The sequence below is a fragment of the Stutzerimonas chloritidismutans genome, assembly GCF_038562055.1.
Classification (GTDB): Bacteria; Pseudomonadota; Gammaproteobacteria; order Pseudomonadales; family Pseudomonadaceae; genus Stutzerimonas; species Stutzerimonas chloritidismutans_A.
Map to the genome: position 1 here is coordinate 599387 of NZ_JBCFXD010000001.1, position 25384 is coordinate 624770.

Annotated in this window: 23 protein-coding genes; 15 read left to right on the plus strand and 8 right to left on the minus strand. The window is 63.4% G+C overall.

Features of this window, described 5'->3' with window-relative positions:
- The first annotated feature begins 47 nt into the window (after window positions 1–47).
- On the plus strand, window positions 48–1232 hold the full coding sequence (locus tag AAGW23_RS02670) for a polysaccharide pyruvyl transferase family protein (protein ID WP_342404810.1): 1185 nt from the start codon (window positions 48–50) through the stop codon (window positions 1230–1232).
- 37 nt (window positions 1233–1269) lie between these two features.
- Here the strand turns inward: AAGW23_RS02670 and AAGW23_RS02675 are convergent, their stop codons facing one another.
- Genes AAGW23_RS02675 through coxB form a run of 6 tightly spaced genes read right to left on the minus strand, consistent with a single transcriptional unit; the run spans window position 1270 to window position 7708 of the window.
- The gene (locus AAGW23_RS02675; protein ID WP_019340847.1) at window positions 1270–1878 is read right to left on the minus strand and encodes a DedA family protein; all 609 of its coding nucleotides are present in this window, start codon (window positions 1876–1878) and stop codon (window positions 1270–1272) included.
- A 3-nt stretch (window positions 1879–1881) separates the two neighbouring features.
- Window positions 1882–3153, minus strand: a complete 1272-nt coding sequence (locus AAGW23_RS02680; protein WP_342404811.1) for a c-type cytochrome — start codon at window positions 3151–3153, stop codon at window positions 1882–1884.
- Window positions 3134–3763, minus strand: coding sequence for a cytochrome c oxidase assembly protein (locus tag AAGW23_RS02685; protein ID WP_342404945.1), 630 nt, complete (start codon window positions 3761–3763; stop codon window positions 3134–3136). The genes AAGW23_RS02680 and AAGW23_RS02685 overlap by 20 nt, the downstream gene beginning before the upstream one ends.
- A complete protein-coding gene (locus tag AAGW23_RS02690) occupies window positions 3760–4167 on the minus strand; it encodes a hypothetical protein (protein WP_342404812.1) in 408 nt (135 codons plus the stop codon). The genes AAGW23_RS02685 and AAGW23_RS02690 overlap by 4 nt, the downstream gene beginning before the upstream one ends.
- A complete protein-coding gene (gene ctaD / locus AAGW23_RS02695) occupies window positions 4164–6692 on the minus strand; it encodes a cytochrome c oxidase subunit I (RefSeq protein ID WP_342404813.1) in 2529 nt (842 codons plus the stop codon). Before ctaD ends, AAGW23_RS02690 begins: the two co-directional genes overlap by 4 nt.
- Window positions 6689–7708: a cytochrome c oxidase subunit II gene (coxB, locus tag AAGW23_RS02700; RefSeq protein WP_342404815.1), complete on the minus strand. Its 1020-nt coding sequence runs from the start codon at window positions 7706–7708 to the stop codon at window positions 6689–6691. The genes ctaD and coxB overlap by 4 nt, the downstream gene beginning before the upstream one ends.
- Window positions 7709–7846: 138 nt before the next feature.
- On the opposite strand from coxB, the gene AAGW23_RS02705 reads away from it, so the two are divergent.
- Window positions 7847–8500, plus strand: a complete 654-nt coding sequence (locus AAGW23_RS02705) for a DUF2238 domain-containing protein (protein WP_342404817.1) — start codon at window positions 7847–7849, stop codon at window positions 8498–8500.
- Window positions 8501–8515: 15 nt separating this feature from the next.
- On the opposite strand, the gene AAGW23_RS02710 is transcribed toward AAGW23_RS02705, so the two are convergent.
- Window positions 8516–8923: a VanZ family protein gene (locus tag AAGW23_RS02710; protein WP_342404946.1), complete on the minus strand. Its 408-nt coding sequence runs from the start codon at window positions 8921–8923 to the stop codon at window positions 8516–8518.
- Window positions 8924–9262: 339 nt separating this feature from the next.
- On the opposite strand from AAGW23_RS02710, the gene AAGW23_RS02715 reads away from it, so the two are divergent.
- From AAGW23_RS02715 to AAGW23_RS02745, 7 genes are all read left to right on the plus strand, one after another.
- The gene (locus tag AAGW23_RS02715) at window positions 9263–10411 is read left to right on the plus strand and encodes an ABC transporter permease (RefSeq protein ID WP_342404818.1); all 1149 of its coding nucleotides are present in this window, start codon (window positions 9263–9265) and stop codon (window positions 10409–10411) included.
- Window positions 10408–11193: an ABC transporter ATP-binding protein gene (locus tag AAGW23_RS02720; RefSeq protein WP_418952684.1), complete on the plus strand. Its 786-nt coding sequence runs from the start codon at window positions 10408–10410 to the stop codon at window positions 11191–11193. Before AAGW23_RS02715 ends, AAGW23_RS02720 begins: the two co-directional genes overlap by 4 nt.
- On the plus strand, window positions 11193–12131 hold the full coding sequence (locus tag AAGW23_RS02725) for an MlaD family protein (protein WP_342404820.1): 939 nt from the start codon (window positions 11193–11195) through the stop codon (window positions 12129–12131). Before AAGW23_RS02720 ends, AAGW23_RS02725 begins: the two co-directional genes overlap by 1 nt.
- A complete protein-coding gene (locus AAGW23_RS02730) occupies window positions 12128–12751 on the plus strand; it encodes an ABC-type transport auxiliary lipoprotein family protein (RefSeq protein WP_342404822.1) in 624 nt (207 codons plus the stop codon). Before AAGW23_RS02725 ends, AAGW23_RS02730 begins: the two co-directional genes overlap by 4 nt.
- A 111-nt stretch (window positions 12752–12862) precedes the next feature.
- Window positions 12863–13939: an HlyD family secretion protein gene (locus AAGW23_RS02735; RefSeq protein WP_342404823.1), complete on the plus strand. Its 1077-nt coding sequence runs from the start codon at window positions 12863–12865 to the stop codon at window positions 13937–13939.
- Window positions 13936–16677, plus strand: a complete 2742-nt coding sequence (gene rbbA / locus AAGW23_RS02740) for a ribosome-associated ATPase/putative transporter RbbA (protein WP_342404824.1) — start codon at window positions 13936–13938, stop codon at window positions 16675–16677. Before AAGW23_RS02735 ends, rbbA begins: the two co-directional genes overlap by 4 nt.
- A gap of 1 nt (window position 16678) precedes the next feature.
- Complete coding sequence (locus tag AAGW23_RS02745) at window positions 16679–17806, plus strand: ABC transporter permease (RefSeq protein ID WP_342404825.1); 1128 nt, start codon at window positions 16679–16681, stop codon at window positions 17804–17806.
- Here the strand turns inward: AAGW23_RS02745 and AAGW23_RS02750 are convergent.
- Window positions 17803–18102: a hypothetical protein gene (locus AAGW23_RS02750; protein ID WP_342404826.1), complete on the minus strand. Its 300-nt coding sequence runs from the start codon at window positions 18100–18102 to the stop codon at window positions 17803–17805. The two genes, AAGW23_RS02745 and AAGW23_RS02750, sit on opposite strands and share 4 nt — an antisense overlap.
- Window positions 18103–18434: 332 nt before the next feature.
- Between AAGW23_RS02750 and rfbB the strand changes: the two genes are divergently transcribed.
- The 6 genes from rfbB to AAGW23_RS02780 all read left to right on the plus strand — a co-directional run bounded on the left by rfbB (window position 18435) and on the right by AAGW23_RS02780 (window position 25136).
- Window positions 18435–19505 carry a dTDP-glucose 4,6-dehydratase gene (gene rfbB / locus AAGW23_RS02755; protein WP_342404827.1) on the plus strand — a complete coding sequence of 357 codons (1071 nt, stop codon included), beginning with the start codon at window positions 18435–18437 and terminating at the stop codon, window positions 19503–19505.
- Window positions 19502–20374, plus strand: coding sequence for a glucose-1-phosphate thymidylyltransferase RfbA (gene rfbA, locus AAGW23_RS02760; RefSeq protein ID WP_342404828.1), 873 nt, complete (start codon window positions 19502–19504; stop codon window positions 20372–20374). Before rfbB ends, rfbA begins: the two co-directional genes overlap by 4 nt.
- Window positions 20371–20916 (plus strand): dTDP-4-dehydrorhamnose 3,5-epimerase, encoded by a 546-nt coding sequence (gene rfbC / locus AAGW23_RS02765; protein WP_342404829.1) that lies wholly within the window; start codon window positions 20371–20373, stop codon window positions 20914–20916. The genes rfbA and rfbC overlap by 4 nt, the downstream gene beginning before the upstream one ends.
- Complete coding sequence (gene rfbD, locus AAGW23_RS02770) at window positions 20913–21824, plus strand: dTDP-4-dehydrorhamnose reductase (RefSeq protein WP_342404830.1); 912 nt, start codon at window positions 20913–20915, stop codon at window positions 21822–21824. The genes rfbC and rfbD overlap by 4 nt, the downstream gene beginning before the upstream one ends.
- Window positions 21825–21937: 113 nt before the next feature.
- Window positions 21938–23737 carry a sensor histidine kinase gene (locus AAGW23_RS02775; protein WP_342404831.1) on the plus strand — a complete coding sequence of 600 codons (1800 nt, stop codon included), beginning with the start codon at window positions 21938–21940 and terminating at the stop codon, window positions 23735–23737.
- Window position 23738: 1 nt separating this feature from the next.
- Window positions 23739–25136 carry a sigma-54 dependent transcriptional regulator gene (locus tag AAGW23_RS02780; RefSeq protein WP_342404832.1) on the plus strand — a complete coding sequence of 466 codons (1398 nt, stop codon included), beginning with the start codon at window positions 23739–23741 and terminating at the stop codon, window positions 25134–25136.
- Window positions 25137–25384: the final 248 nt, after the last annotated feature.

A 25384-nucleotide genomic window follows, 5' to 3' on the forward strand; every position in this document is an offset into this window, starting at 1 on the left:
GGCAAGAAGACCGAGACAGACCTAATCGTATACAACTGAGGTAAGCGATGATTATCGAGATCAGAAAGGCAGGCTTCGTCAATAAAGGCGCTGAGCTGATGTTGCACGCGGCACTGCAGAAGCTGAAGGCCCGGTATCCAGACGCTACCTTCGTCATGGCGCCAACCCCTAAGAAGGCCGAGCAGCCGTTCCGCAAGCTTGTGCAACTAGGCTTCTACCCCAAGGCCTGGCTGTGGCGCTATGGCATCCAGTGGGGCACGCTGGCCAACTTCGCCCCGCGTCCGCTGCGCGAGATGTACGGCGTCATTCTGGACAAAGAAGTCGATGTGGTCGTCGACGCGGCTGGATTCGCCTACAGCGATCAATGGGGCGAAGATCCCTGTACCGAGCTGGCGCAGTCGACCAAACGCTGGAAGAAGAACGGCACCCGTGTGATCTTGCTGCCGCAAGCGCTGGGACCGTTCAAGTCAGAGAAAAACCAGGCGGCGATGAAGACAGTGGTAGAAAACGTCGACCTGATCTTCCCTCGTGAGCGAGTGTCCTACGAGCATCTGACCGGAGTGGTTGGCGAGCAGGCGAAGATCAAGCAATCGCCGGACTTCACCAACCTCATTACTGGTGTGCTGCCGCCGAGTTTCGATGCCCAGCAGAACCGCTTCTGCATCGTGCCCAATTGCCGGATGCTCGATAAAACCGACCAGAAGACGCGCGAGGCTTATCTCCCGTTTCTCATCAGCTGCACACGCTACCTGCTGGAGAAAGGCGCCAAGCCGTTCGTGCTGGTGCACGAAGGCAAGGACGATCAGCGCCTGGCTGACGAGTTGTCCGCAGCGGTCGGCGGCATTCCGATCGTCAAAGAAAGCGGCGCGCTGGAGATCAAGGGCATCCTCGGCGCCTGCAGTGGCACCTTGGGCAGCCGCTTCCACGGCTTGGTCAGCGCGCTGTCCCAGGGCGTACCGGCGCTGGCGACCGGTTGGAGCCACAAGTACCAGATGCTGTTCGAAGACTACGGCTTTCCCGAAGGGCTGGTTCAGGTCACCACCGATGAAGCGGAAATCAAGCGCAAGATCGATCTGGTGACGGACGATGCCGCGCGGATTCAGGCGCTGATCCAGACCCGTACCGATCAGCTCAAGCAACAGTCCGAGCAGATGTGGCAGCAGGTTTTCGCTGTGATCGATCAGTGCGAGCGTGCTCACCAGGCGCAACACCACAGAGTAGGCGCGGCCTGACCTGAATCGCCGTGGCGTCGCAGGCTGGCGTCACGGCCTAGTGCTCTTTCCTGCCGAAGCGCTGACGGATCAGCCGGTACAGGTAGTAGAGCACCATCAACACGACCACGCCGGTGGAGATGGGGTTCATGTACTCGGAGACCTTCTCGTACTGCGATTCGAGCAGATAGCCGGCCAGTGCCAGCAATGCGGTCCAGATCAGCGACCCCAGCGTGGAGTAGATCAGGAACTTGGTCATCGACATCCCGGCAATACCGGCCGGGACCGAGATCAGGGTACGCACCGCCGGAATCAGGCGGCCGAAGAACACCGCGCCCTTGCCGTGCCGGTCGAACCACTCGCTGGCCTTGTCGACATCCTCTGGCGATAACGTGAGCCAATGCCCCCAACGTTCGGCAAAGCGCTTCATGCGCGCCTGGCCGAGCTTGGCCCCGGCGTAGTACCAAGGCAAGGCGCCGACGACCGAACCTGCCGTGCCGACCAGGATCACCGCAATGAAGTTGAGGTCTCCCCGCGCCGCCACGAAACCGGCTAGCGGCATGATCAGCTCGGACGGGATGGGCGGGAAGATATTCTCCAGCAACATCAGCAAGAACACGCCGATGTAGCCGAACGCCGAGACGATTTCCACGATCTTGTCGAACATCGGTTACCTCTGCTGTGGGGGTGAAGAATTCTGCGCCGGGGTACCGACATGGGTTGACGTGGCCTCGGTGACGGGCGGCGCTGCCGCAGCCGGCAACGATGCGTAGTAATCGGCCAGCGCCTGCATCTGCTCCGGCGTGAGCCGCTGCGCAGCGCTGTGCATGATATGCGCGTACTCCGTGCCGCCACGCTTACCGGCCGTGAACAGCTCCAGCTGCGACTTCAGATAGGGCGCGTACTGACCGGCAATGTTCGGGTACATGGGATTGCGTGGTCCGCCCTTCGGCCCATGGCAGTGCACGCATGAAGGGATGCCGCGCGCTCGTACACCGCGCTCGGCCAGCGTTAGGCCTTCGGCCAGAATGTCCGGGGCCGGCTCAGGGGCCTCCGTTCGGCTGACCGGTGGCAGCTCGGCGTAGTGCTGTGCCAGGGCCTCAAGCACCGCTGGTTTGAGGCCCGCAGCAATCGGCTGCATGACGCCGCTATACCGCTCGCCGCGGGCATAGGCCTGCAGCGCACCGAGCAGATAGGCTTCGCTCTGCCCGGCCAATCGAGGGAAGGCGCCTTCGCCCCGACCGCCGCCGTCTTCGGCATGACAGCGGCTGCAGTTGGCAAGGACCGGGCCGAGCGGGTCCTGCAGTGGCCGCAGATGATCCGGCGTGATGGGTTTGATGGTTTCGTCGCTGCGCCCGCCCAGCGCGAGCTCTTTGTAGCGCTCGGGCGACATGCCTGGCATCGCCTGCAGGAAGGCCACCACGGCCCAGACCTCATCGTCCCTTTTCTGCGCGGGCCAGGCCGGCATGGCGGTGAACTTGACGCCATTCTTGACGATCCAGAACAACTCCTGCGGCGCCCAGTGCTCGATCCGCGGCGGCAGGTAGGGCGGCTCGGGTGTCATCTGCTGGACGATCAGCGAGCGCTTCTCACCTGGGCCGCCATGGCAGGCCAGACAGCCGGTGTGATAATGCCCGGCGCCCTTGAGCAGCAGCGCCGGATCGTCCAGCGGCGGCACCTCTATGCCCATCGACTGAGTGCTTACCGCGCGGCGCATGGCGTAGTGCAGCATCCAGCCGGTCGCCTTCCAATGACCCGAGCTGGCACCGATCGAGACCAAGCCCAGCGAAACCAGCACGAACGCGCCCGTGCCCGCGAGCGCTGCCAGCAACGCGACAGCGGCTACGACGCGCTTCCAGGAGCCACCGGTCAGCCAGCTCAGCCAGCTCCGCAAGGGCGCCGAGCATCGCTGAACCATGCGTTTAGCTGACTGAAACGGCATTGCGCTTGTCCTGTAATAGGCCGAACAGCAGGTACAGCCCGCCGATGAGATAGGCGCTGCCGCCAAAGGCCAGCATGATCACACCGCCCATCTGCTGATCTTCCAGCGGGCTCATGCCCGACAGCACCGAGCCGGTGTGCTCGAACAGCGGTCGGCTCGACATCGCCAGCAACACGCCGAGCAGCGTCATGTGCATCGAGGTCAACAGCAGACCCGCGATGCCGGCCAAGGCGCGTTGATGCCGCACGCCGCCGAACGCCGCAAGCCACACCAGCAGGCCAACGAACAGGTAGCTGCCCTGCTCCAGCAGTTCCGCCGACGGCGAGGTGCGCGCCGCATGGTGCAGCGCCGGCATGTGCCAGGCCCAGACCACGAACAGCTCGATCACCGAGGCCAGGATCGGCGAGAACAGCAACGGGATGCGGTTGGAAAAATCAAACCGGCCGCCGGCCAACCCGATGGCCAGCAGCGGCGCCGCCACCGCTACCACCATCACGTGCATCAGCATATGGCCGACGAACAGCCGGTCCGCCATGTCGGGCAGCGGGCCGAGCCAGACCGCGCCCAGCGTGGCAAGGCCGAGCAGCAGCGAGAGCGGGCGCCAGATCATGCGCAACTCCTGATGAACACCACGCTCAAGGCGACGAAAATCGTCGCCACGAAGCTCAGGCCGCTCAGCAGCAATGTGGCGAAACCCAGGAAGCGATGACGATCGCCCGGCGTGTCGAAATCATGCGGCGCCGTTGCATGGCCAAAGGAGTGATGGCGCCAGCCTTTCCAACCGGTCAGCCCAATGCCGACCAACGCGATCAGCGTCAGCACGCCGATGGCGAGGCGAATGTCGCCAAGCTCGCCGCTGCGGCCCGCCACCTTCGCGCACCACACAGACACAGCCAGGTAGGACAGCAGAAAATGCGCCGCCCAGATGGTCGGGCTGAAAGTGATCAGCCACAGCGTGTCGCGTTCCTGCGGCGGAGCCTCGGGTGGCTGCTGTTCGCTCAGCTTCTCACTCATATCACCTCCGGAAAGCCGGCGATGACCGCCACGGTGACACCGACGGTAATGAGCATGAAATGCCAGAACAGCGCGACATTGCGGATATCGATGTCATGCACCGCCGTCATCCGGCCGGCAGCACGGCGCGCCAGACAGTAGAGCTGCATGATCAGGCCGATGGACAGGTGTATCAGGCACCAGAGCACCAGCACCCAGACGGTGGCCGGATAGACATGAGTGGTCGGGTCCAGCCCACTGAAATGCGGCCCGGCCCACATCGAATAGGCACCTGCCAGGGTGCAGACCGCGGCCAGCCCCAGCGAGCCATAGAAGCCCGCCGCCTGATCACGGAAGTTGCAGCGCCGCGCCAGCAGCGTCAGCGCCCAGGACGCGGCAATCAACCCCAGCCCCAATACCGGCCAGAACACGCCGGGGCCGGCCGCATCGGCGGGTGGAAAATCCTCGTGCACGGTCCAGAAGAAGAAGTAGCCGAACACCAGGCTGCCGAAGGCGCTCATGTCGCCGATCATGGTGATGAACATGGCCCACCAGCCCACCGACTTGGCGCCCGACGCATAAAGCGGCACCGTCACGTCCAGACCGATGTCCTTTTTCGGTTTCTCCGGGATCACCGCCGTGCCGGTCCATAGCCAGATCAAAATGGTGATCAGCGCAAGGCCACCGCTGACCAGTGCGGCGACGTACCAGCTGTAGGTGGCGAAGATAAACAGGCCGCCGGTGAAGATCGCCGCCCACATGCTCAGGAAGGTAGGGCCCGGCACGCGCAGGCACTGGATCGGCTCGGCGTCGATGATGCTGCTGATCAGGGTCTCGCGCTTGCCCTCCTCGGCGTCCGGCAAGTAGAAGCGCCCGGCGTCGACGTCACGCATCAGGTCTGGCTGATCCCACAGCGGGTAGCGGCTCTTGATGATCGGAATCGAGCGCGCACCCCAGGCCCTGCCGGGCATTTCCGCGAGCCATTCGAGCGTTCCGGCGTTCCACGGGTTGCGCGTGCTGTAGGGCTGTTTGCCCTTGGGCCGCAAGACGTCCCAGACCAGCACCGCCACGCCAGCGGCGAGGATGAAGGCGCCCACCGTGGACACCAGGTTGAGCACGTCGAAGCCCATGTCCGGTGCATAGGTGTAGACACGCCGCGGCATGCCCAGCAGGCCGGTGAAGTGCATGGGCAGAAAGGCGATGTTGAAGCCGATGAACATCAGCCAGAAGGCGATCCGCCCGAGCCGGTCCGACAGCGTTTTGCTGCGCGCCAGCGGGAAGAAGTAGTAGAGGCCGGCGATGACCGGGAACAGCATGCCGCCGATCAGCACGTAGTGCAGGTGCGCGACGATGAAATAGGTGTCGTGCGCTTGGAAGTCGAACGGCGCCAGCGCCACCATCACCCCAGTCAGCCCGCCCAGCACGAAGATCGCCAGCGCACCGGCGACGAACAGCATCGGCACCGATTTGACGAAGCGCCCGGCCAGCGCCGTCGCGAGGAAGCAGAAGATCTGCACGCCGGTAGGGATTGCCACCGCCTCGGAGGCAGCCGAGAAAAAGGCCAGCGAGATGCCGGGCATCCCGGTGGTAAACATGTGATGAACCCACAAACCAAAGCTGATGAATCCGGTGCCCACCGCAGCCAGCACGATAAAGCTGTAGCCGACGATGGGCCGCCCGGCTGCGGTGGGCACGATGGTCGCCACCAGCGCCACGGCGGGCAAAAAGATGATGTACACCTCAGGGTGGCCAAAGATCCAGAACAGGTGCTGCCACAAGAGCGGATCGCCGCCACGGCTGGCATCGAAGAACGGCCAGTCGAAGGCGCGCTCCAGCTCGAACAGGAGGTCGCCCGCGATCAGCGGCGGGAAGGCGAACAGGATCATTCCCGCGACCACCAGGATGTACCAGGAATACAGAGGGATCAGGTTGATGCGCATGCCTGGAGGCCGGGTCTTCAGCACGCCGACAATCAGCTCCACCGCCGCCGCAATCGATGACACCTCGATAAACGACAGCCCGAGCAGCCAGATATCCGCACCGAGGCCGTCCTGATAGGTGGTGGTGAGCGGCGGATACATGAACCAGCCGCCCTGGGGCGCCACGCCGAAAAAGATCGAGCCGCAGACGAACACGCCACCAATGATGAAACACCAGAAGCCGTAGGCGGACAGCCGGGGAAAGGGCAGATCCCGCGCACCCAGCATCTGCGGCAGGATGAGGATGGAAAAGGCTTCGAAAATCGGCACGCCGAACAGGAACATCATCACCGAGCCGTGCAGGGTGAAGACCTGGTTGTAGGTTTCGGCAGACAGCAGATCGTTGTTCGGTACCGCCAGCTGGGCGCGGATCAGCATCGCCAGCACGCCGGCAAACAGGAAGAACAGGAAAGACACGCCGGTGTACCAGAGCCCCACCTCGGTGTTGTTTACCGCGGACCAGTAACGCCAGCCGGTGGGCGTCTTCCAGGCCGCTGCCAGGCGTTCGGCCTGCGCCTTGGCGCGGGCTTCTTCCTGCGGGTCGCGGTACTCGATCGGCTCGCTCATTCGAGGCCCTTCAGGTAGTGCGCCATGGCGTTCAGCTGCGCCTCGGGCAGCATGCCGAAGGCAGGCATTTTCACGTCTGGTTTGATCGCGCCGCTGTGGCCGATCCAGCGCTTGAACGTATCGACATCGGTCGGCAGCGTGCCGGCTGCCAGGGTCAGACGACTGCCGACGTGGGTCAGGTCGGGGCCGACCGTGCCGTCTGCTTCGGTGCCGCGCACCTGGTGACAGGCGCCGCAACCGTTGGCGAGAAACGCCTGCTGGCCGGTCTGCTGCAATTCGGTGGTGGGTGGCAGGGCGGGCTCGGCCTGTTTAGCTAGCCACAGATTGAAAGCTTCGCGCGTCATCACCACCACGGCAAAATTCATCAGCGCATGGGAAGTCCCGCAATATTCGGCGCAGGCGCCGCGAAAAGTGCCGGTCTCTGTCGGCTCCAGCACCAGCTCATTGGTGCGCCCGGGGATCATGTCGACCTTGCCGCCCAGCGACGGAATCCAGAACGAGTGGATCACATCCGGGCTGGTCAGGCTAAAAGCCACTCGCTCCCCCACTGGCAGCCGTATCTCGTTCGCCAGTTCGACCGCCTCACCCGCCTCGCTCCGGTAGCGCACCCGCCACCACCACTGCTCGCCCGACACATCGACACGCAGGGTGACATTTTCCGAGGAACGCAGTTGCGGCATCAGCATCAGCCCGTAGATCAGCAGGCCGGTCAGGAACACGACGGGGAAAATGACTCCGCCACCAATGATCAACCACCGCGCACCGCGAATGCCGTGGGCTTCCGGGTGGGCCTGGGTGGCATACAGAGCGATCCCCATCACCACCAGCCAGATCACCAATGCACCGCCAGCCATCCACCAGAACAGGGTGACGATGCTCTGCGCACCGACCCCGGCCGGATTCAGCGCTGACTGCTGACCGTCGCAACCCGCTAACACGGCGCCCAGCAGCAACAGCGAGACGCCACGCGCTGGAAAGCATGCTCCGGTGAGGTCGCTTGTCAGAATCAGCCGCATGGTCCGCCTCGCTCTGGGTCACGTTTTGTGACACTCCGCAGGCCAGAAAAGTTGGATAAACGGTCGAATTCGCAAGCGGTGGACCCTTGAGTCGTTGCGCTTGTCCTAAAGAGCAAGGAGAACGACTCAGGAGATTCCATGGCTACAGACAGACGCCACCGACGCTACCTTTTGACCTTGGTCGGCATGTTCCTGTTGATCTGGGGCGCGTTGGCGATCAACCCCTTCAACCGCCACGACTGGCTATTGGAGAACCTGTTGGTTGTGGGGCTGGCCACGGCTTTGCTGCTGGGCCACAAGCACTACCTGCCCTCCCGCAGTGCCGCGACGCTGATATTCCTTTATCTCTGCATTCATCAGCTCGGCGCTCATTACACCTACGCCAACGTGCCGTACAACGAGTTGTGGCAGGCACTGACAGGCGAAGGACTGAACGAACAGCTGGGCTGGGAGCGCAATCAGTTCGACCGCTTGGCGCACTTCAGCTATGGGCTGCTGCTGGCCTATCCGATGCGTGAGGTGCTGATCCGACTGGGCCTGCGCCCAGGGGTCTGGAGCCTGATCCTGCCGATAGACATCGTGCTGTCGACCTCGGCGATCTACGAGCTGATCGAATGGGCAGGCGCGGAAGTGTTAGACGGCGGCCTGGGGCGCACCTTTCTTGCCACCCAGAACGATCGCTGGGACCCGCAAAAAGACATGGCGCTGGCGGCCGGCGGCGCGCTCATCGCCATGATCGTCACCGGCATAGTGGCCCGCATGCGGCGCCCACATAGAGAATCGCAGGCGTGAAGAGGACCACCGGCTTCAGGGTCGGGCGGGGTCGCCGAGCCGCTCGGGCGACTCGGAGGTCTCAGGATCTGTGGTTACGCCGATCCGGCGCAGGTACCACTGGTAAGCCAGGTATGAGCAACCCCACCCGAGCAGAACGCCTAGAGTATTGGCGAGCATGTCGCCCAGCGACGCCTGCCGATTGGGCAGCAGGCTCTGACCGACCTCAATCAGCGTGGCCGCGACCAGGCTCACCGCCACGGCCCAGAATACGTGCCACTGCGGAAAAGCCAGGCGCAGGGAGAACATCAATGCGGCAAAGCCAAGCATGTGATGAAGCTTGTCCTGCTGATCGAAGACTTGGGGGACCGGTTCGGGCCGCAGCCCGCTGAAAAGGATGATTGCTAACACCGCGAGGAACGGCAGGATGCGCACGTAATTCATAGGCAATCGGAAGCTCTCGCTGAGATGGAAAAGTTGAAATTTGGCAGGGCCCGAATCGCGGGCGTGATGAAGACGACAACAAAGGCGGCGTAACATAGCAGCCCCTTGACGCGATGCGTACCGAGCATGGTCGTCGGCGTGCACGCTATGGAGGACCAAAGCCATCGATAGTTCGTGCGGGCCTGTAACAAATTGCGCTGCCATGACCGACGGCTCGCATTCACAACCCTGGAGACCCAAACGTAACCTCGTGTTCGAGGTCCGAGCTGGTAGGATCTGGGCAATGCTACGGGGAACGGCATGCTCCGCGCTCCGCTACCAGCACAACGGGATACCACTTTGACGCACCCCACTTCGCTGCCAGGCAGTCTGCAGCGCCAGCCCACACAGAACGCATACGCCATACTCACCATTGGCGGCGACTGGACCCTGCAGCACTACGCGACGCTGCGGCGCGAAGTCGAGCGCACGCGGCGCCAGATCACCGACTCCGACCAGCTCGAACTCGACTCGCTTGGCGAGTTGGATACCGCCGGTGCCGGACTGCTGATCGAACTCCTCGGCCCCGAGCGGATTGCCCGCCTGAGCGAAGGGGCGTCACAGCTGCCCGCCGCGCGCCAGGCCTTGCTAAAAACCGTGGCCGCCGCGCTGGACCAACCAGAAGCCGAACAGGCGCCGGCAACCAACGGCCTGGCCGATGTGCTGGCTGATGTAGGGCGCAGCGTGTCGGGCGTCTGGAACCAGCAACGCACCCTGCTCGGTTTCATTGGTCTGACCCTGCAGACCTTGTTCACGGCGCTCCCCAACCCGCGCCGCTGGCGGATCACCGCACTGGTGGTGCACATCGAGCAGACCGGCTTGGACGCGATCCCCATCGTCGCTCTGCTGACGTTTCTGGTCGGTGCGGTCGTGGCCTTTCTCGGCGCCACGGTGCTGGCCGATTTCGGCGCCACCATTTATACGGTCAACCTGGTGGCCTTTTCCTTCCTGCGTGAATTTGGCGTGCTGCTGGCGTCTATCCTGCTGGCCGGGCGCACGGCCAGCGCTTTTGCCGCGCAGATCGGTGCGATGAAAGCCAATGAGGAAATCGACGCCATTCGTACCCTTGGCTTGAGCCCCATCGAGCTGCTGGTGCTGCCGCGGGTGTTGGCGATGCTGATCACGCTGCCGATCCTGACCTTTATCGGCATTCTCAGCGGCATCGTCGGCGGGCTGGTGGTCTGCTCACTGGCGCTGGATATCTCGCCGGCGATGTTCTTCACCATCCTGCAGCGGGATATTCCGCTCAATCACTTCCTGGTGGGCATGGGCAAGGCGCCGGTGTTCGCCTTCCTGATCGCGGTAATCGGCTGCCTGGAAGGCTTCAAGGCCAGCGGCAGCGCCCAGTCGGTAGGCGAACACACCACCTCGAGCGTGGTGCAGTCGATCTTCATGGTGATCCTGCTGGACGCCGTTGCCGCGCTGTTCTTCATGGAGATGGGCTGGTGAATGACGATCCCGTGATTCAGGTCCAGGGGCTGGTCAACCGCTTCGGCAATCAGGCGGTGCACGTCAATCTCGACCTGAACATCCGCCGCGGCGAGATTCTTGGCGTGGTTGGCGGCTCTGGCACTGGTAAATCGGTGCTGCTGCGCAGCATCGTTGGCCTGCGCCAGCCAAATGCAGGCAGCGTCAAGGTGTTTGGCGAGAACCTGCTGAAGCTTTCAGCCCAGCGCCGCTCGGAAGTCGAGCGACGCTTCGGCGTGCTGTTCCAGCGCGGGGCCCTGTTCACCTCGCTCAATCTGCAGGAAAACGTTGCCCTGCCGCTGATCGAGCACATCGGCCTCAAGCGCGCCGATGCCGAACACCTGGCGCGGCAGAAGCTGGCGCTGGCCGGCCTGCCGCCGGAGGCCGCCTGCAAATATCCCGACGAGCTGTCCGGTGGCATGGTCAAGCGCGCCGCGCTGGCCCGCGCGCTGGCACTGGACCCGGAAGTGCTGTTCCTCGACGAACCCACCGCCGGTCTCGACCCGATCGGCGCAGCGGCCTTCGACCAGTTGATCCTGACCCTGCGCGATGCGCTGGGTTTCAGTGTGTTTCTGGTCACTCATGATCTCGACACCCTGTACACCATCTGCGATCGCATTGCTGTGCTGGCGCAGAAACGCGTCCTGGTGGTCGACACGCTGGAAAAGGTCGCCGCCACTGACGACGAATGGATTCGCGAATATTTTCACGGCCCGCGTGGCCGCGCCGCGCACGAAGCCGCGCAACGGTTGGAGAACCCCTAATGGAAACCCGTGCCCATCATGTACTGATCGGACTGTTCACCGTGGTCGCGGTTGGCTGCGCCCTGCTCTTCGCTCTGTGGCTGGGTAAATCCAGCATGGACCGCGAATACAGCTATTACGACATCGGCTTCAGCCAGGCCGTCAGCGGGCTGTCCAGTGGCAGCTCGGTGGAATACAGCGGCATCAAGGTCGGCGATGTCACCGAGCTGTGGTTGCAGCCGGACGACCCGCGCAAGGTTCGCGCGCGCATTCGTGTCTACGCCGGCACCCCGATCAAGACTGATACCCAGGCGCGCCTGGCGCTGGCCAATATCACCGGTAGCATGGTCATCCAGCTGCACGGCGGCACCCCGGAGGCCCCACGGCTCGAAGGAGACAGGGACGATCCACCGCTGATCATCGCCGATCCGTCTTCGCTCAGCGCACTGCTGGAAAACGGCGAAGACCTGATGAGCAACATCAACAACCTGCTGCTCAGCGCCAACCAGATCTTCTCCGAGGAAAACACCACTCGCCTGAGCCGCACGCTGGAGCACCTGGAACAGGCCACCAGCGTGCTCTCGGAGCAACGCGGCGATCTTGCCCAGACCCTTCAGCAATTCAACCAACTGAGCCAACAGGCCAATACCGTGATGGGTGAGCTGTCGAGCCTGGCCCGCAACGCCAACGGCCTGCTCGACGATCAGGGCCGCAGCGTGCTGACCAGCGCGGCGCAATCGATGAGCGCGCTGGACCGCACCACCTCCCGCCTGGACACCCTGCTCGAAGAAAACCAGGGCGCGCTGAACAACGGCATGCAGGGCTTCAACGAACTCGGCCCGGCGATCAACGAGCTGCGCAGCACCCTCGGGGCGCTGCGCCGTGTCACCCAGCGCCTGGAAGACAACCCCAGCGGATTCCTCCTCGGCCGCGACAAAGTGCAGGAGTTCAACCCATGAGCCTTCGCCACCGTTCCATGTTACGCCTCGCCCTGCTCGGACTGATCACGGCGCTCACCGCCTGTTCGGTTCTGCCGGAATCCGAGACCCTGCGCATATTCTTGCTGCCGACCTCTCCGACACCGCAACAGGCCACCCAACCGACCATCCAGCAGGCGCTGCGTATCAACACCCCGCAGGCCAGCCGGATTCTCGCCAGTCAACGCATCGCCGTGGTGCCACAAGGCAACGAGATCAGCGCCTACGGCAGCGCACGCTGGAGCGATGCGGCGCCGGCGTTGCTGCGTGACCGGTTGATCGAAGCCTTCCAACGTGACGGGCGCATGCCCTCGGTCAGCAACGAAGACGTCAACCTCTATGCTGACCTAAGCCTGCACAGCGATTTGCGGGCTTTCCAAGCCGTTTACATCGATGGCAAGCCCGTGGTGGTGATCACGCTCGATGCGCGACTGGTCAATCGCAACGACCAGCGCACCCTGGCCAATCGCCGCTTCGAAGTACGCCAGCCGAGTGCCGACCCCAGCGTGGAAAGCGTGGTCGAGGCCTTCGGCCAAGCCAGCGACAGGCTCAGCGCCGAAATTCTCGAGTGGACGCTGCGCCATGCCGGACAACAGCCCTGAGTAAATGCCGTACGGTAGGCGCTAATCGCGCCGGAATTGATCCAGATACACACAAACTGCGTATTAGAGCGCCTAAGATGACTCCGCACATTCAACAGCCGGAGCAGAGTCATGAGTCAGCCACGCACCCGAGCCATCCTCAAGGTGCTTGCGGCCGTCGCCGTGATTGCCGTCATCGGGGCGCTGCTGTGGAGCGAACTGCGCCCCAGCGGTCTCGGCGAAGGTTTCGCCAGCGGTAACGGTCGTATCGAAGCGACCGAAATCGATGTCGCCACCAAGAGTCCCGGCCGGGTACTGGAAATCCTCGTGGACGAGGGCGATTTCGTCCAACCGGGCCAGGTATTGGCCCGTATGGATACCGATGTACTCCAGGCGCAACTGAACCAGGCGCGCGCGCAGGTCCGCCAGGGCGAGAACGCCATCCTTACCGCCGAGGCCATGGTCGCCCAGCGGGAAAGCGAACGCGCCACCGCCGAAGCCGTGGTGACCCAGCGCCGAGCCGAACTGACCGCGGCCCAGAAGCGCCACCAGCGTACCGAAACCCTGGTCGCACGCAACGCCATGGCGCGCCAGCAACTCGACGATGACCTGGCCGCGATGCAAAGCGCCCAGGCGGCGCTGGCCGCCGCACGTTCGCAGGTGATCTCGGCCGACGCCGGCATTGCCGCCGCGAGGTCACAGGTGGTCGAGGCGCGCTCAGCTGTCGAAGCGGCGCAGGCCGGGGTCGAGCGCCTGCACGCGGACATTCGTGACAGCGAATTGAAAAGCGACCGGGTGGCTCGCGTGCAATACCGGGTGGCGCAACCCGGCGAAGTGCTCGGCGCGGGGGGCAAGTTGCTAAACCTGGTCGATCTGACCGACGTCTACATGACCTTCTTTCTTCCCGAACGTCAGGCCGGCCGTGTGGCAATCGGCGCCGAGGTACGCCTGGTGATCGACGCCGCTCCGCAGTACGTGATCCCGGCCAAAGTCAGCTATGTGGCCAGCGTGGCGCAATTCACGCCGAAGACCGTGGAAACCGAAAGCGAGCGCGAAAAACTGATGTTCCGGGTCAAGGCGCGCATCGATCACGAACTCCTCAAGCGTCACATGGAGCAGGTCAAGACCGGCCTGCCGGGCATGGCCTATCTGAAGCTCGACGCTGACAGCGAGTGGCCCGCCGACCTGCAGATCAATGTCACGCCATGAGCGAGCCGCTCGATTCAGTGGTGCAGGTGGCGGGGGTCAGCCTGCAATACGGCAAGGCGCGAGCGCTGGATGAGCTGACGCTGAGTTTGCCCGCCCGATGCATGGTCGGCTTGATCGGTCCCGATGGCGTGGGCAAGTCCAGCCTGCTGGCCCTGATTTCCGGCGCGCGCAAGCTCCAGCAGGGCACGTTACAGGTGCTCGGCGGTGACATCGCTGACGCCAGCCACCGGCGCAGGGTTTGCCCGCGCATCGCCTACATGCCTCAGGGGCTGGGCAAGAACCTTTATCCGACACTGACTGTGCGCGAAAACCTCGAATTCTTTGGTCGCCTGTTCGGCCAAGCAGCCGAGGAGCGCCGCTGGCGCATTGCCGAACTGACGCGCAGCACGGGTCTTGCGCCTTTCCTCGAGCGCCCGGCGGGCAAGCTCTCCGGCGGCATGAAGCAGAAGCTGGGCCTCTGCTGCGCACTGATCCACGACCCCGACCTGTTGATCCTCGACGAGCCCACCACCGGCGTCGATCCGCTGTCACGCGCGCAGTTCTGGGAATTGATCGAACGCATCCGCCGCGAGCGCCCGCAGATGAGCGTGCTGGTGGCCACTGCCTACATGGACGAGGCGCAGCGCTTCGACCAGCTGGTGGCGATGGACGCCGGCCAGGTGCTGGCCACCGGCACGCCGGCTGAACTCCTGGCGCGCACCGGCAGCGACACCCTGGAGCAGGCCTTCATCCGTCTGCTGCCGGACGCCAAGCGCAGTCAGCACCGCGAACTGGTCATCCCGCCGCAGCCGCCGAGCGACAGCGTCGCCATCGAGGCCCACGGGCTGACCATGCGCTTCGGCGATTTCGTGGCGGTAGACCGGGTCAATTTCCGCATCGCCCGCGGCGAGATCTTCGGTTTCCTCGGCTCCAACGGCTGCGGCAAGACCACCACCATGAAAATGCTCACCGGGCTGCTGCCAGCCAGCGAGGGCGAGGCAATGCTGTTCGGCAAGCCGGTGGACCCGCATGACATGCAGACCCGCCAGCGGGTCGGCTACATGTCCCAGGCGTTCTCGCTGTACAGCGAACTGACCGTGCGGCAGAACCTCGACCTGCACGCACGGCTGTTCCACCTGCCCGCCGAACGGCGTGGTCCGCGCGTGCGGGAGATGCTCACGCGCTTCGACCTCAGCGGCGACGCTGAGAGCCTGCCCAGCCGCTTGCCGCTGGGCGTGCGTCAACGCCTGTCGCTGGCGGTGGCCGTGATCCACAACCCGGAAATCCTGATCCTCGACGAGCCGACTTCCGGCGTCGATCCGGTGGCCCGCGACGGCTTCTGGGAGTTGCTGGTGCAGCTGTCACGCGAAGACGGCGTGACCATCTTCATCTCCACCCACTTCATGAACGAAGCACTGCGCTGCGACCGCATTTCGTTGATGCACGCCGGCCGGGTGCTCGACAGCGACACACCACAGGCGCTGATGGCCAAGCGCGGCCTGCCGACCCTCGAAGAGACGTTCATCGCCTACCTGCAAGAAGCCGCTGCCGTGCAAACCGCCGGGCAGCCAGCAGCGACGCCAGCCGCTGCGAAGGTTCCGCTCGACGCGACCCGCGCCAGCGGCCGCCAGGCCCGCTTCAGCCTGCGTCGGCTGCTCAGCTACACCCGCCGCGAGGCCATGGAACTGCGCCGCGATCCGATCCGCGCAACGCTGGCGATGCTCGGCAGCGTCCTGCTGATGTTCATCATGGGTTACGGGGTCAGTTTCGACGTGGAAAACCTGACCTATGCCGTGCTCGACGGTGATCAGACCACCACCAGCCAGCACTACCTGCAGAACATCGCCGGCTCGCGCTACTTCTTGGAAAAGCCGGCGCTGGCCAGCCATGCAGAATTGGACGCACGCCTGCGCAGCGGCGATATCAGTCTGGCGGTGGAAATACCACCCAATTTCGGCCGCGACCTCAAACGCGGTGCCGTGCCTGAAGTTGCATTCTGGATAGATGGCGCCATGCCCATGCGGGCCGACACCATCAAAGGCTACGTGCAGGGCATCCATCTGACCTACCTGCAGCAACTGGCCCGCGAAGCCGGCGTAGACGGGCAACTGGCGCCAACCGACGTCGCCATCCGCTACCGCTACAATCCCGACGTGCAGAGCCTTCCGGCCATGGCGCCTGCGATGATTCCGCTGCTCTTGATGATGATTCCGGCGATGCTCACCGCGCTCGGCGTGGTGCGCGAGAAAGAGTTGGGCTCGATCACCAACTTCTACGTCACCCCGACCACCCGCCTGGAATTTCTGCTCGGCAAGCAGTTGCCCTACATCGCCCTGGGCATGTTCAACTTCGCCACCCTGGCGTTGCTGGCCGTTTTTGTCTTTGGCATTCCGATCAAGGGCAGCATCCTGACCCTCTGCCTTGGCGCCCTGCTCTACGTGGCCTGCGCCACCGGGCTGGGCCTGTTGATGTCCTCGATCCTCAACAGCCAGATCGCGGCCATTTTCGGCACCACCATCGTTACCCTCCTGCCAGCCATCCAGTTTTCCGGGCTGATCCATCCGACCTCAGCCATGGAGGGCGCCGGCGCCTTTATCGGAAAACTCTATCCCACCACCCATTTTCTGATCATCAGCCGCGGGGTGTTTTCCAAGGCACTGGGCCTGGCCGACCTGTACCCCTATTTCATTCCGATGCTCCTGGCGATTCCGCTGCTGACCCTGCTCAGCGTCGCCGGCCTGCGCAAGCAGGAGCACTAGCATGGCCAGCATTCGACGCAAGCTCAGCAACATCATCCAGCTCGGTCTCAAGGAGCTGCGCAGCCTCTACCGCGATCCAGCGATGCTGGTGCTGATCATCTATTCATTCACCCTGGCCATTTATGAAGGCGCCACCGCCGTGCCCGAAGCGCCACACCGCGCCAGCATTGCCGTGGTCGACGAGGATCGCTCCCAGGCCTCGCTGCGTATCGTCAACGCCTTCCAGCTGCCCTACTTCATCGAGCCCAAGGACATCACCCTGCAGCAGATGGACAGCGGCATGGATGCCGGCCTCTACACCTTTACCCTGAACATCCCACCAGGCTTCCAGGCAGATTTACTGGCCGGTCGCCAGCCGACAATCCAGCTCAATGTAGACGCCACCCAGGTCAGCCAGGCGTTCACCGGGGCCGGTCAGATCCAGCAGATCATCGCCAGCGAGACCGCCGAGTTCGTCCGCCACTACCGCAGCGGCGATGCCCTGCCGGTCAAGGCCGTGGTGCGCACGGCGTTCAACCCCAATCTGAATCGGGCCTGGTTTGGCGCCGTGAACGAGGTGATCAACCAGATCACCATGCTGGCGATCATCCTCACCGGCGCTGCGCTGATCCGAGAGCGTGAGCACGGCACCATCGAGCACCTCCTGGTAATGCCCGTGACGCCCGTCGAGATCATGCTGGGCAAGGTCTGGGCGATGGGGCTGGTGGTGCTGGTCGCCGCAGCGTTCGCCCTGCGCTTCGTAGTCGAGGGCTGGCTCGATATTCCAATTCAGGGCTCGCTGCTGCTGTTCGTCGGTGGTGCCGCACTGCACCTGTTTGCCGCAACGTCCATGGGCATCTTTTTCGGCACGGTGGCGCGCTCGATGCCGCAACTGGGGCTGCTGGTGATCCTCACGCTGATCCCGTTGCAGATCCTCTCCGGTGGCGTAACCCCACGAGAGAGTATGCCCACGCTGATCCAGAACATCATGCTGGCGGCGCCGACCACCCACTTCGTCGAGCTGGCACAGGCCATTCTCTTCCGCGGTGCGGGCGTCTCGGTCATCTGGCCACAACTGATGGCGCTGCTGGCGATCGGCTCGGTGTTCTTTCTCGGGGCGTTGTCGCGGCTGCGGCAGTCGTTGCGTTAGCAGTCGTTGCTGGCGGGCGGGTCGCACTCGGGCGAAGGCTGCAGTTCGACCTTGAGAAGCGAACCGCTCTCAGCGTGCTCGAACCCGGTTAGCGCGCTGACCAAGCGCAGCTGATGATCAAAGCTCGACTGAATCTGCGCCACCCGCGACACCATACGGCGGCTGGCGATGCGCACAGCAGGGTCTTCGCTGGCCATCATCTCGAACGAATGGGTGGCCAGTGCGTCGCTCAGTTGCGACAAACTGCGAGCGGTCAGGCTCAGAAGCTCAGCCAATTGCTTGTTACAAGTGTGCATTCCATTGCCACCAATGATTGATATCGCCATGATCTTACTGCATTTTTGCCGCTTGCCAGCATCCTCGTTCTGGTCGAATCGCTGCAGTGTCTGGACAGACCCCGGACAATCTCGCGTTACGCACGGCAACTCGGTGAGAAAAATAGGCTACCCGGCCCGCCATGGCGGGCAGGGCTCTGGCCAGTGGTTTGCCGGAACAACGCGGGCCGGCACATTCACCTCCGCTCGTGCCTCACAGCCGGGAGTGGGAATTTTTGTATTTTCGGCGGGTCTATCCTGCCGACATGCCAAGAGCCTGTAGCTCTGTAGCGCGCCAAGGAAGCCACTCAATCATGCGCATTCTCGTAACCGGCGGAGCCGGATTCATCGGCTCTGCTCTGATCCGCCATCTGATCCAAGACACCGGGCACAGCGTCCTTAACCTGGACAAGCTGACCTACGCCGGCAATCTCGAGTCGCTGGCCGAAGTCCACAGCAGTGACCGCTATCAATTCATTCAAGCCGATATCGCCGATCGCGAACGCGTCAGCGAAGCGCTGCTGGAATTCCAGCCCGATGCCATCATGCACCTGGCCGCCGAATCCCATGTCGACCGCTCGATCGACGGCCCGGCCGAATTCATTCAGACCAACATCGTCGGGACCTATCAGCTGCTAGAGGCGACGCGTGCGTATTGGCAGTCCCTGCCAGCCGAGCGCCGCGAAGCCTTTCGCTTCCACCACATCTCCACCGACGAGGTGTACGGCGACCTCCACGGCGTCGATGACCTGTTTACCGAAACAACCCCCTACGCGCCCAGCTCGCCTTATTCAGCGAGCAAGGCCTCTTCGGATCACCTGGTCCGGGCGTGGCAGCGTACCTATGGGCTGCCGGTATTGATCACCAATTGCTCTAACAATTACGGCCCTTATCACTTCCCAGAGAAGCTGATCCCACTGGTGATCCTAAACGCACTCGATGGCAAGCCTCTGCCGGTCTACGGCAACGGGACCCAGGTGCGCGACTGGCTGTTCGTCGAAGACCATGCCCGTGCCCTGTTCAAAGTGGTCAGCGAAGGTCAGGTCGGAGAGACCTACAACATCGGTGGCCACAACGAGCAGAAGAACATCGACGTGGTGCGCGGCATCTGCGCCCTGCTCGAAGAGTTAGCGCCGCAGAAGCCTGAAGGGCTGGAGCGTTTCGAAGACCTGATCACCTTCGTCAAGGACCGCCCCGGCCACGATCTGCGCTACGCCATCGATGCCAGCAAGATCGAGCGCGAGCTCGGTTGGGTCCCGCAAGAGACTTTCGAGTCCGGCCTGCGCAAGACCGTGCAGTGGTATTTGAACAACCTCGAATGGTGCCGTCGCGTCCAGGACGGCAGCTATCAACGTGAGCGCCTCGGCGCCCTGGAGAACGCATGAAAGGAATCATCCTCGCCGGGGGCTCCGGTACCCGTCTGCACCCCATCACCCTGGGCGTATCCAAGCAGCTGCTGCCGATCTACGACAAGCCGATGGCCTATTATCCGATTTCGGTACTGATGCTCGCCGGGATCCGCGACATCCTGCTGATTTCAACGCCGCAGGACCTGCCGCAGTACAAGAATCTGTTGGGTGATGGCAGCCAGTTCGGCGTGAACATCAGCTACGCCGAGCAGCCGTCGCCGGACGGCCTGGCCCAGGCCTTCTTGATCGGCGAAGAGTTCATTGGCAACGACTCGGTGTGCCTGATCCTCGGCGACAACATCTTCCACGGCCAGCACTTCACTGAGAAGCTGCAGCGTGCTTCGGCACAGAAGAAAGGCGCCACGGTATTCGGCTATTGGGTCAAGGATCCGGAGCGGTTCGGCGTGATCGATTTCGACGAAAACGGCAAAGCCCTATCGATCGAAGAAAAGCCAACGAAGCCGAAGTCCAGCTATGCGGTGACCGGGCTGTACTTCTACGACAACGACGTGGTCGAGATCGCCAAGTCGATCAAGCCCTCGCCACGCGGCGAGCTGGAGATCACCGACGTCAACAATGCTTACCTCAAGCGCGGCGACCTGAGTGTCGAGCGCTTCGGCCGCGGTTTCGCCTGGCTCGACACCGGCACCCACGACAGCCTGCTGGAAGCGTCGCAGTACGTGCAGACCATCGAACACCGCCAAGGTCTGAAGGTTGCGTGTCTGGAGGAGATTGCTTATCAGCACAAATGGATCGACCGCGAGCAGCTGCTGCAGCGCGCCGATGCCCTGGGCAAGACCGGTTACGGTCAGTACTTGTTCAAGCTGGCCGGTGAAGACGCATGAAGGTCATCGAAACCTGCATTCCGGACGTCCTTATCATCGAACCCAAGGTGTTCGGTGACGAGCGCGGCTTCTTCTACGAGAGCTTCAACGCGGCGGCTTTCGAAGCGGCCACCGGACTCAAGCGCCAGTTCGTGCAGGACAATCATTCGAAGTCCCAGCGCGGCGTGCTGCGCGGGCTGCACTACCAGATTCAGCAACCGCAGGGAAAGCTGGTGCGGGTCGTTGCCGGTGAGGTATTCGACGTCGCGGTGGACCTGCGCCGAAGCTCGCCGAGCTTCGGCCGCTGGGTTGGTGTCCATCTGAGCGCGCAGAACCAGCGCCAGTTGTGGATCCCCGAAGGCTTTGCCCACGGTTTCGTGGTGCTCAGCGAGAGCGCCGAGTTCCTCTACAAGACCACCGACTACTACGCGCCAGCCCACGAGCGCTCCTTGCTCTGGAATGACCCGCAGATCGGCATCGATTGGCCGTTCACCGAACCGCCCCAGCTTTCCCAGAAAGATATCGACGGCAAGGTACTCAGCGAAGCGGAGCTGTTTGCATGAAAATCCTGATCACCGGTAGCGCGGGGCAACTGTCTCGGGAGCTGCAACTGGCGTTGGCCGGTGAAGGGAAAGTCCTCGCGCTGGGTCATAAGCTGCTGGACCTGGCCGAACCGACACAGATCCGTCGACAGGTTCGTCTGCTACGCCCCGATCTGATCGTCAACGCAGCCGCCTATACGGCCGTCGACTCGGCGCAAGGCGACCGAGAGCGCGCCTTCGCGGTAAACGCGACCGGCCCGGGTGTACTCGCCGAGGAAGCGGCAGCCCTGGGTGTTCCGCTGATCCACTATTCCACCGACTATGTTTTCGACGGCAGCAAGACCGAGCCCTACAGGGAAGAGGATTTGCCGGCTCCGTTGAGCGTATACGGGGCGAGCAAGCTGGCCGGTGAGCAGGCCATTCAGGCTGTAGGTGGTGATCACCTGATCCTGCGCACCAGCTGGGTCTACTCGCTGCATGGCCGCAACTTCCTGCTGACCATGCAGCGGCTGCTGCAGGAGCGCGACGCGCTGTCGGTGGTCGATGATGAGATCGGTGCGCCAACCTGGGCGGGCACTATCGCGCAAGTCACCGCAGAGATCGTACGAAAGCGACGTTCTGGTAGCGGTGGACCCGGCGGGCTCTATCACCTGACCGCCAGCGGCGAGACGTCCTGGTACGGCTTCGCCTGTCATATAGCTCAGCACCTGCAGAACCAGGGCCGGCTGCGCGCCAGGATCGAGCCGGTCCGGTCTGCCGATTACCCCACGGCCGCTCAGCGCCCGCTCAACTCACGCCTCAGCTGCGCGCGCCTGCAGCACGATTGGCAGGTTACCTTGCCGAACTGGGAAACCGCCCTGCAGCAGTGCCTTGGCGATGTGCCTTATGCCCAGACGGAGCACGCCGTTCCTGCTGCGCAAAGCGTCTGATAGCACCGAGAGGCTGGCGCACGCCGACAGAGTTGACTGCACCGCTCACCCAGCCGCAAGCGCCAAAGCTGGCTGGACGTGCATAATGGCGCCCGAACCACAGGCGCATCTGCATGACCTCACCCGACTCCCCCCGCCGCCCTCGTTGGCGCAACCTGGCCGTGGTTGCGCTGTTGCTGGCGCCGCTACTCTGGCCGCTGCAACAGCTGGCCAAAAGTTATTACAGCAACGAGCTGATCGAGCAGAACCGCCAGACGCTCGATCTCTATGTCGCCAACCTGCTCGGCTCGTTGCGCCGTTATGAAGTGCTGCCGCGCATCCTCGGTGATCTGCCGACCTTGCGCACGGCGCTGCGCCAGCCTGACAACCCAGCGGCCAAGGACCAGGCCAACCGCCTGCTGAATCAGCTGCGCAAGGAAACCGGCGCCGACGTTATTTATCTGATGGCCCCCGACGGCAACACGCTGGCCGCATCGAACTGGAACGAGGAAGACAGCTTCATCAGTCGGAATTTCGCCTTCAGACCCTATTTCAGAGAGGCCATGGCCGGTGAGCTGGGCCGCTTCTTCGGCCTGGGCACCACGTCAGGCAAGCGCGGTTACTATTTCGGGGCTGCGGTCCGCGATGGCGACGAGATCCTCGGCGTACTGGTGGTCAAGGTGGATCTGGACCATACCGAAACACTCTGGGGCAGTACGCCCGAGCAACTGATGGTGACCGACAGTTTCGGCGTGGTGATCCTCACCTCGAAACCGGAATGGCGGTTTCGCGCCAGCCGCGCGCTGGATATTGAAGAGCGCGAGCAGATCGCCTCTGAACGTCCCTACCCCACGCTCGAACCTCGTGATCTGACGCTTGATATCGATACCTGGCTGATCCAGAGCCGCGAACTCAAGGAAACCGGCTGGACGGTGCGCATCCTGGCACCGATAAGCCTGGTCGAGCGGCCCGTGCAGACGGTTGTCGCCATCGGCGCAGCCACCCTCGCGGCGCTCTTGCTGTTGCTTGGCCTGCTGATGCAGCGGCGGCGTCATTATCTCGAGCGCATCGCCCTGGATGCCAAGGCGCGCCAGCAGCTCGAGCGACGTGTACAGGAACGGACCTACGACCTGGAAGCCCTGAACAGCCGCCTCAAGGAAGAGGTGCTGGAGCGCGAGCAGGCCCAGCAAGAGCTGGTCCGTGCCCAGGACGAGCTGCTTCAAGCCGGCAAACTCTCGGCGCTCGGCACCATGTCCGCCAGCATCAGCCACGAACTCAACCAGCCGCTTGGGGCAATTCGCAGCTATGCCGACAACGCAGGCGTCCTGCTCGACCAGCAGCGAAACGACGAGGCTCGCGATAATCTGCGCCTGATCAGCGAGCTGACCGCGCGCATGGCCTCGATCATTGCTCATCTGCGCGCATTTGCTCGACGCGACCGGCATGCACCGGAGCGGGTCGCGCTGCAGCCCGCCTTGGACGACGCGCTGGCGCTGCTGGCAAAACGGCGCCAGGCCATGGGCGTCGAGCTGATTCGCGACCTGCCCGACGCCACGCTCTGGGTACAGGCCGGCGAGACGCGCCTGCGGCAGATCATCTCCAACCTCTTGAGCAACGCACTGGACGCCCTGGTTGAGCGTCCCCCGGTGAGGCGCATCTGGCTGCGCGCCGAGCGCCAGGGCGAGGGTGTGCTGCTGACATTGCGCGATAACGGACCGGGCTTTACCGACGAGGCGATGCAACGGGCTCGCGAGCCCTTCTTCACCACCAAGACCAGCGCTCAGGGGCTGGGATTGGGACTGGCCATCTGCGATACCCTGGCCCGCGCCCTGGACGGTGAACTGATCCTGGCCAACCATCCCGAGGGCGGTGCGCAGATCAGTCTCTATCTGCATTGCGCCGACCCCGGCGTTGCCTTTCCGAGCGAGGACTAGCATGACCCACCCGATCGACCCGCAAACTCAGGTCATCCTGGTCGATGACGACCCCCATCTGCGCAAGGCGTTGAGCCAGACTCTCGACCTCGCCGGGCTCAAGGTGCTCAGCCTGAGTGATGCGCGCGGTCTGCCGGGGATGCTGCCTGTGGACTGGGGCGGCGTGGTGGTCAGCGACATCCGTATGCCCGGAATCGACGGCTTGGAGCTGCAACAACAACTGCACGCGATCGACCGCGAGCTACCGGTTCTGTTGATTACCGGCCATGGCGATATCCAGCTGGCGGTCCAAGCCATGCGCGCCGGTGCCTATGACTTTCTCGAGAAGCCCTTCCCCAGCGAGGCGCTGCTCGACAGCGTGCGCCGCGCACTCGCCCTGCGCCAACTGGTTCTCGACAACCGCAGCCTGCGGCTGGCGCTGGCCGACCGTCAGCAACTGTCGACCCGGCTGCTCGGCCATTCATCGGCCATGCAACGCCTTCGCGAGCAGATAGGCGCGCTCGCAGGGACCCAAGCGGACGTGCTGATCCTCGGCGAAACCGGCGCGGGCAAAGAGGTCGTAGCCCGCGCGCTACACGACCTTTCCAGCCGTCGCAACGGTCCGTTCGTGGCAATCAATGCGGGGGCGCTTGCCGAGTCGGTGGTCGAAAGCGAGCTGTTCGGGCACGAAGCCGGCGCTTTCACCGGCGCACAGAAGCGTCGTATCGGCAAGTTCGAGTTCGCCAATGGCGGCACCCTGTTTCTCGACGAGATTGAAAGCATGAGCCTGGACGTCCAGGTCAAGCTGCTACGCATGCTGCAGGAACGCATCGTCGAGCGCCTGGGCGGCAATCAGTCGATCCCCCTAGACATCCGGGTGATTGCTGCGACCAAGGAGGATCTGCGCCAAGCCGCCGACCAGGGTCGCTTTCGCGCCGATCTTTATTACCGCCTGAACGTCGCCCCTCTGCGTATCCCACCGCTGCGCGAACGCAGTGAAGACCTGCTGTTCCTGTTCCAGCATTTTGCTGAAACCGCCGCCAACCGCCACGCCCTGCCGATCCGTGAGCTGCGTCCTGAACAGCGTGCTCAACTGCTCCGGCATCCCTGGCCGGGCAATGTCCGTGAACTGCAGAACACCGCCGAACGCTTCGCGCTCGGGCTTGATTTGGGCCTTGATGATCACGCTAGCGCTGCTGACGACAACGGCACCGGCGTCGGCGCAGCCAACGGGCTTGGTGAGCAGGTGGACGCGTTCGAGCGCGCCCTGATCGCGGCCGAACTGGCACGGCCTCATGGTTCCTTGCGCAGTGTCGCCGAGGCTCTGGGGCTGCCGCGTAAAACCCTGCACGACAAACTGCGTAAGCATGGCCTGGTGTTCAACGATGCTGGCGGAACCCCGCCCGATGAAGGCGAATAGCTGGCGGTTTCCCGCCAACTGAAGGCTGGGATCAGGGTAACCCGTCCATCATTGCCGGCAGACATGTCGCCGGGCCCTGCTTTTGGCTGCAGCAAGGCCCCTCGCTCATGACTCACGCGTCCGTATAGAACCTGCAGGCTAGAGCGGCCTAGCTGAGAAATACTCGTCAGTATTTTGCCATCATACGAGTAAACTCCCGCGACACGGGAGGCTGCTGCCCTTTCTGGCACAGCACTTGCTCCCGCTAA

Coding starts and splice junctions, on each gene's coding strand:
- ctaD (WP_342404813.1), bottom strand. CDS start 6,692: ATGAGCGAGCCGATCGAGTACCGCGACCCGCAGGAAGAAGCCCGCGCC.
- AAGW23_RS02675 (WP_019340847.1), bottom strand. CDS start 1,878: ATGTTCGACAAGATCGTGGAAATCGTCTCGGCGTTCGGCTACATCGGC.
- AAGW23_RS02705 (WP_342404817.1), top strand. CDS start 7,847: ATGGCTACAGACAGACGCCACCGACGCTACCTTTTGACCTTGGTCGGC.
- AAGW23_RS02780 (WP_342404832.1), top strand. CDS start 23,739: ATGACCCACCCGATCGACCCGCAAACTCAGGTCATCCTGGTCGATGAC.
- rfbA (WP_342404828.1), top strand. CDS start 19,502: ATGAAAGGAATCATCCTCGCCGGGGGCTCCGGTACCCGTCTGCACCCC.
- AAGW23_RS02730 (WP_342404822.1), top strand. CDS start 12,128: ATGAGCCTTCGCCACCGTTCCATGTTACGCCTCGCCCTGCTCGGACTG.
- AAGW23_RS02690 (WP_342404812.1), bottom strand. CDS start 4,167: ATGAGTGAGAAGCTGAGCGAACAGCAGCCACCCGAGGCTCCGCCGCAG.
- AAGW23_RS02745 (WP_342404825.1), top strand. CDS start 16,679: ATGGCCAGCATTCGACGCAAGCTCAGCAACATCATCCAGCTCGGTCTC.
- coxB (WP_342404815.1), bottom strand. CDS start 7,708: ATGCGGCTGATTCTGACAAGCGACCTCACCGGAGCATGCTTTCCAGCG.
- rfbD (WP_342404830.1), top strand. CDS start 20,913: ATGAAAATCCTGATCACCGGTAGCGCGGGGCAACTGTCTCGGGAGCTG.
- AAGW23_RS02710 (WP_342404946.1), bottom strand. CDS start 8,923: ATGAATTACGTGCGCATCCTGCCGTTCCTCGCGGTGTTAGCAATCATC.
- AAGW23_RS02670 (WP_342404810.1), top strand. CDS start 48: ATGATTATCGAGATCAGAAAGGCAGGCTTCGTCAATAAAGGCGCTGAG.
- rbbA (WP_342404824.1), top strand. CDS start 13,936: ATGAGCGAGCCGCTCGATTCAGTGGTGCAGGTGGCGGGGGTCAGCCTG.
- AAGW23_RS02750 (WP_342404826.1), bottom strand. CDS start 18,102: ATGCACACTTGTAACAAGCAATTGGCTGAGCTTCTGAGCCTGACCGCT.
- AAGW23_RS02685 (WP_342404945.1), bottom strand. CDS start 3,763: ATGATCTGGCGCCCGCTCTCGCTGCTGCTCGGCCTTGCCACGCTGGGC.
- AAGW23_RS02735 (WP_342404823.1), top strand. CDS start 12,863: ATGAGTCAGCCACGCACCCGAGCCATCCTCAAGGTGCTTGCGGCCGTC.
- rfbB (WP_342404827.1), top strand. CDS start 18,435: ATGCGCATTCTCGTAACCGGCGGAGCCGGATTCATCGGCTCTGCTCTG.
- AAGW23_RS02680 (WP_342404811.1), bottom strand. CDS start 3,153: ATGCCGTTTCAGTCAGCTAAACGCATGGTTCAGCGATGCTCGGCGCCC.
- AAGW23_RS02725 (WP_342404820.1), top strand. CDS start 11,193: ATGGAAACCCGTGCCCATCATGTACTGATCGGACTGTTCACCGTGGTC.
- AAGW23_RS02775 (WP_342404831.1), top strand. CDS start 21,938: ATGACCTCACCCGACTCCCCCCGCCGCCCTCGTTGGCGCAACCTGGCC.
- rfbC (WP_342404829.1), top strand. CDS start 20,371: ATGAAGGTCATCGAAACCTGCATTCCGGACGTCCTTATCATCGAACCC.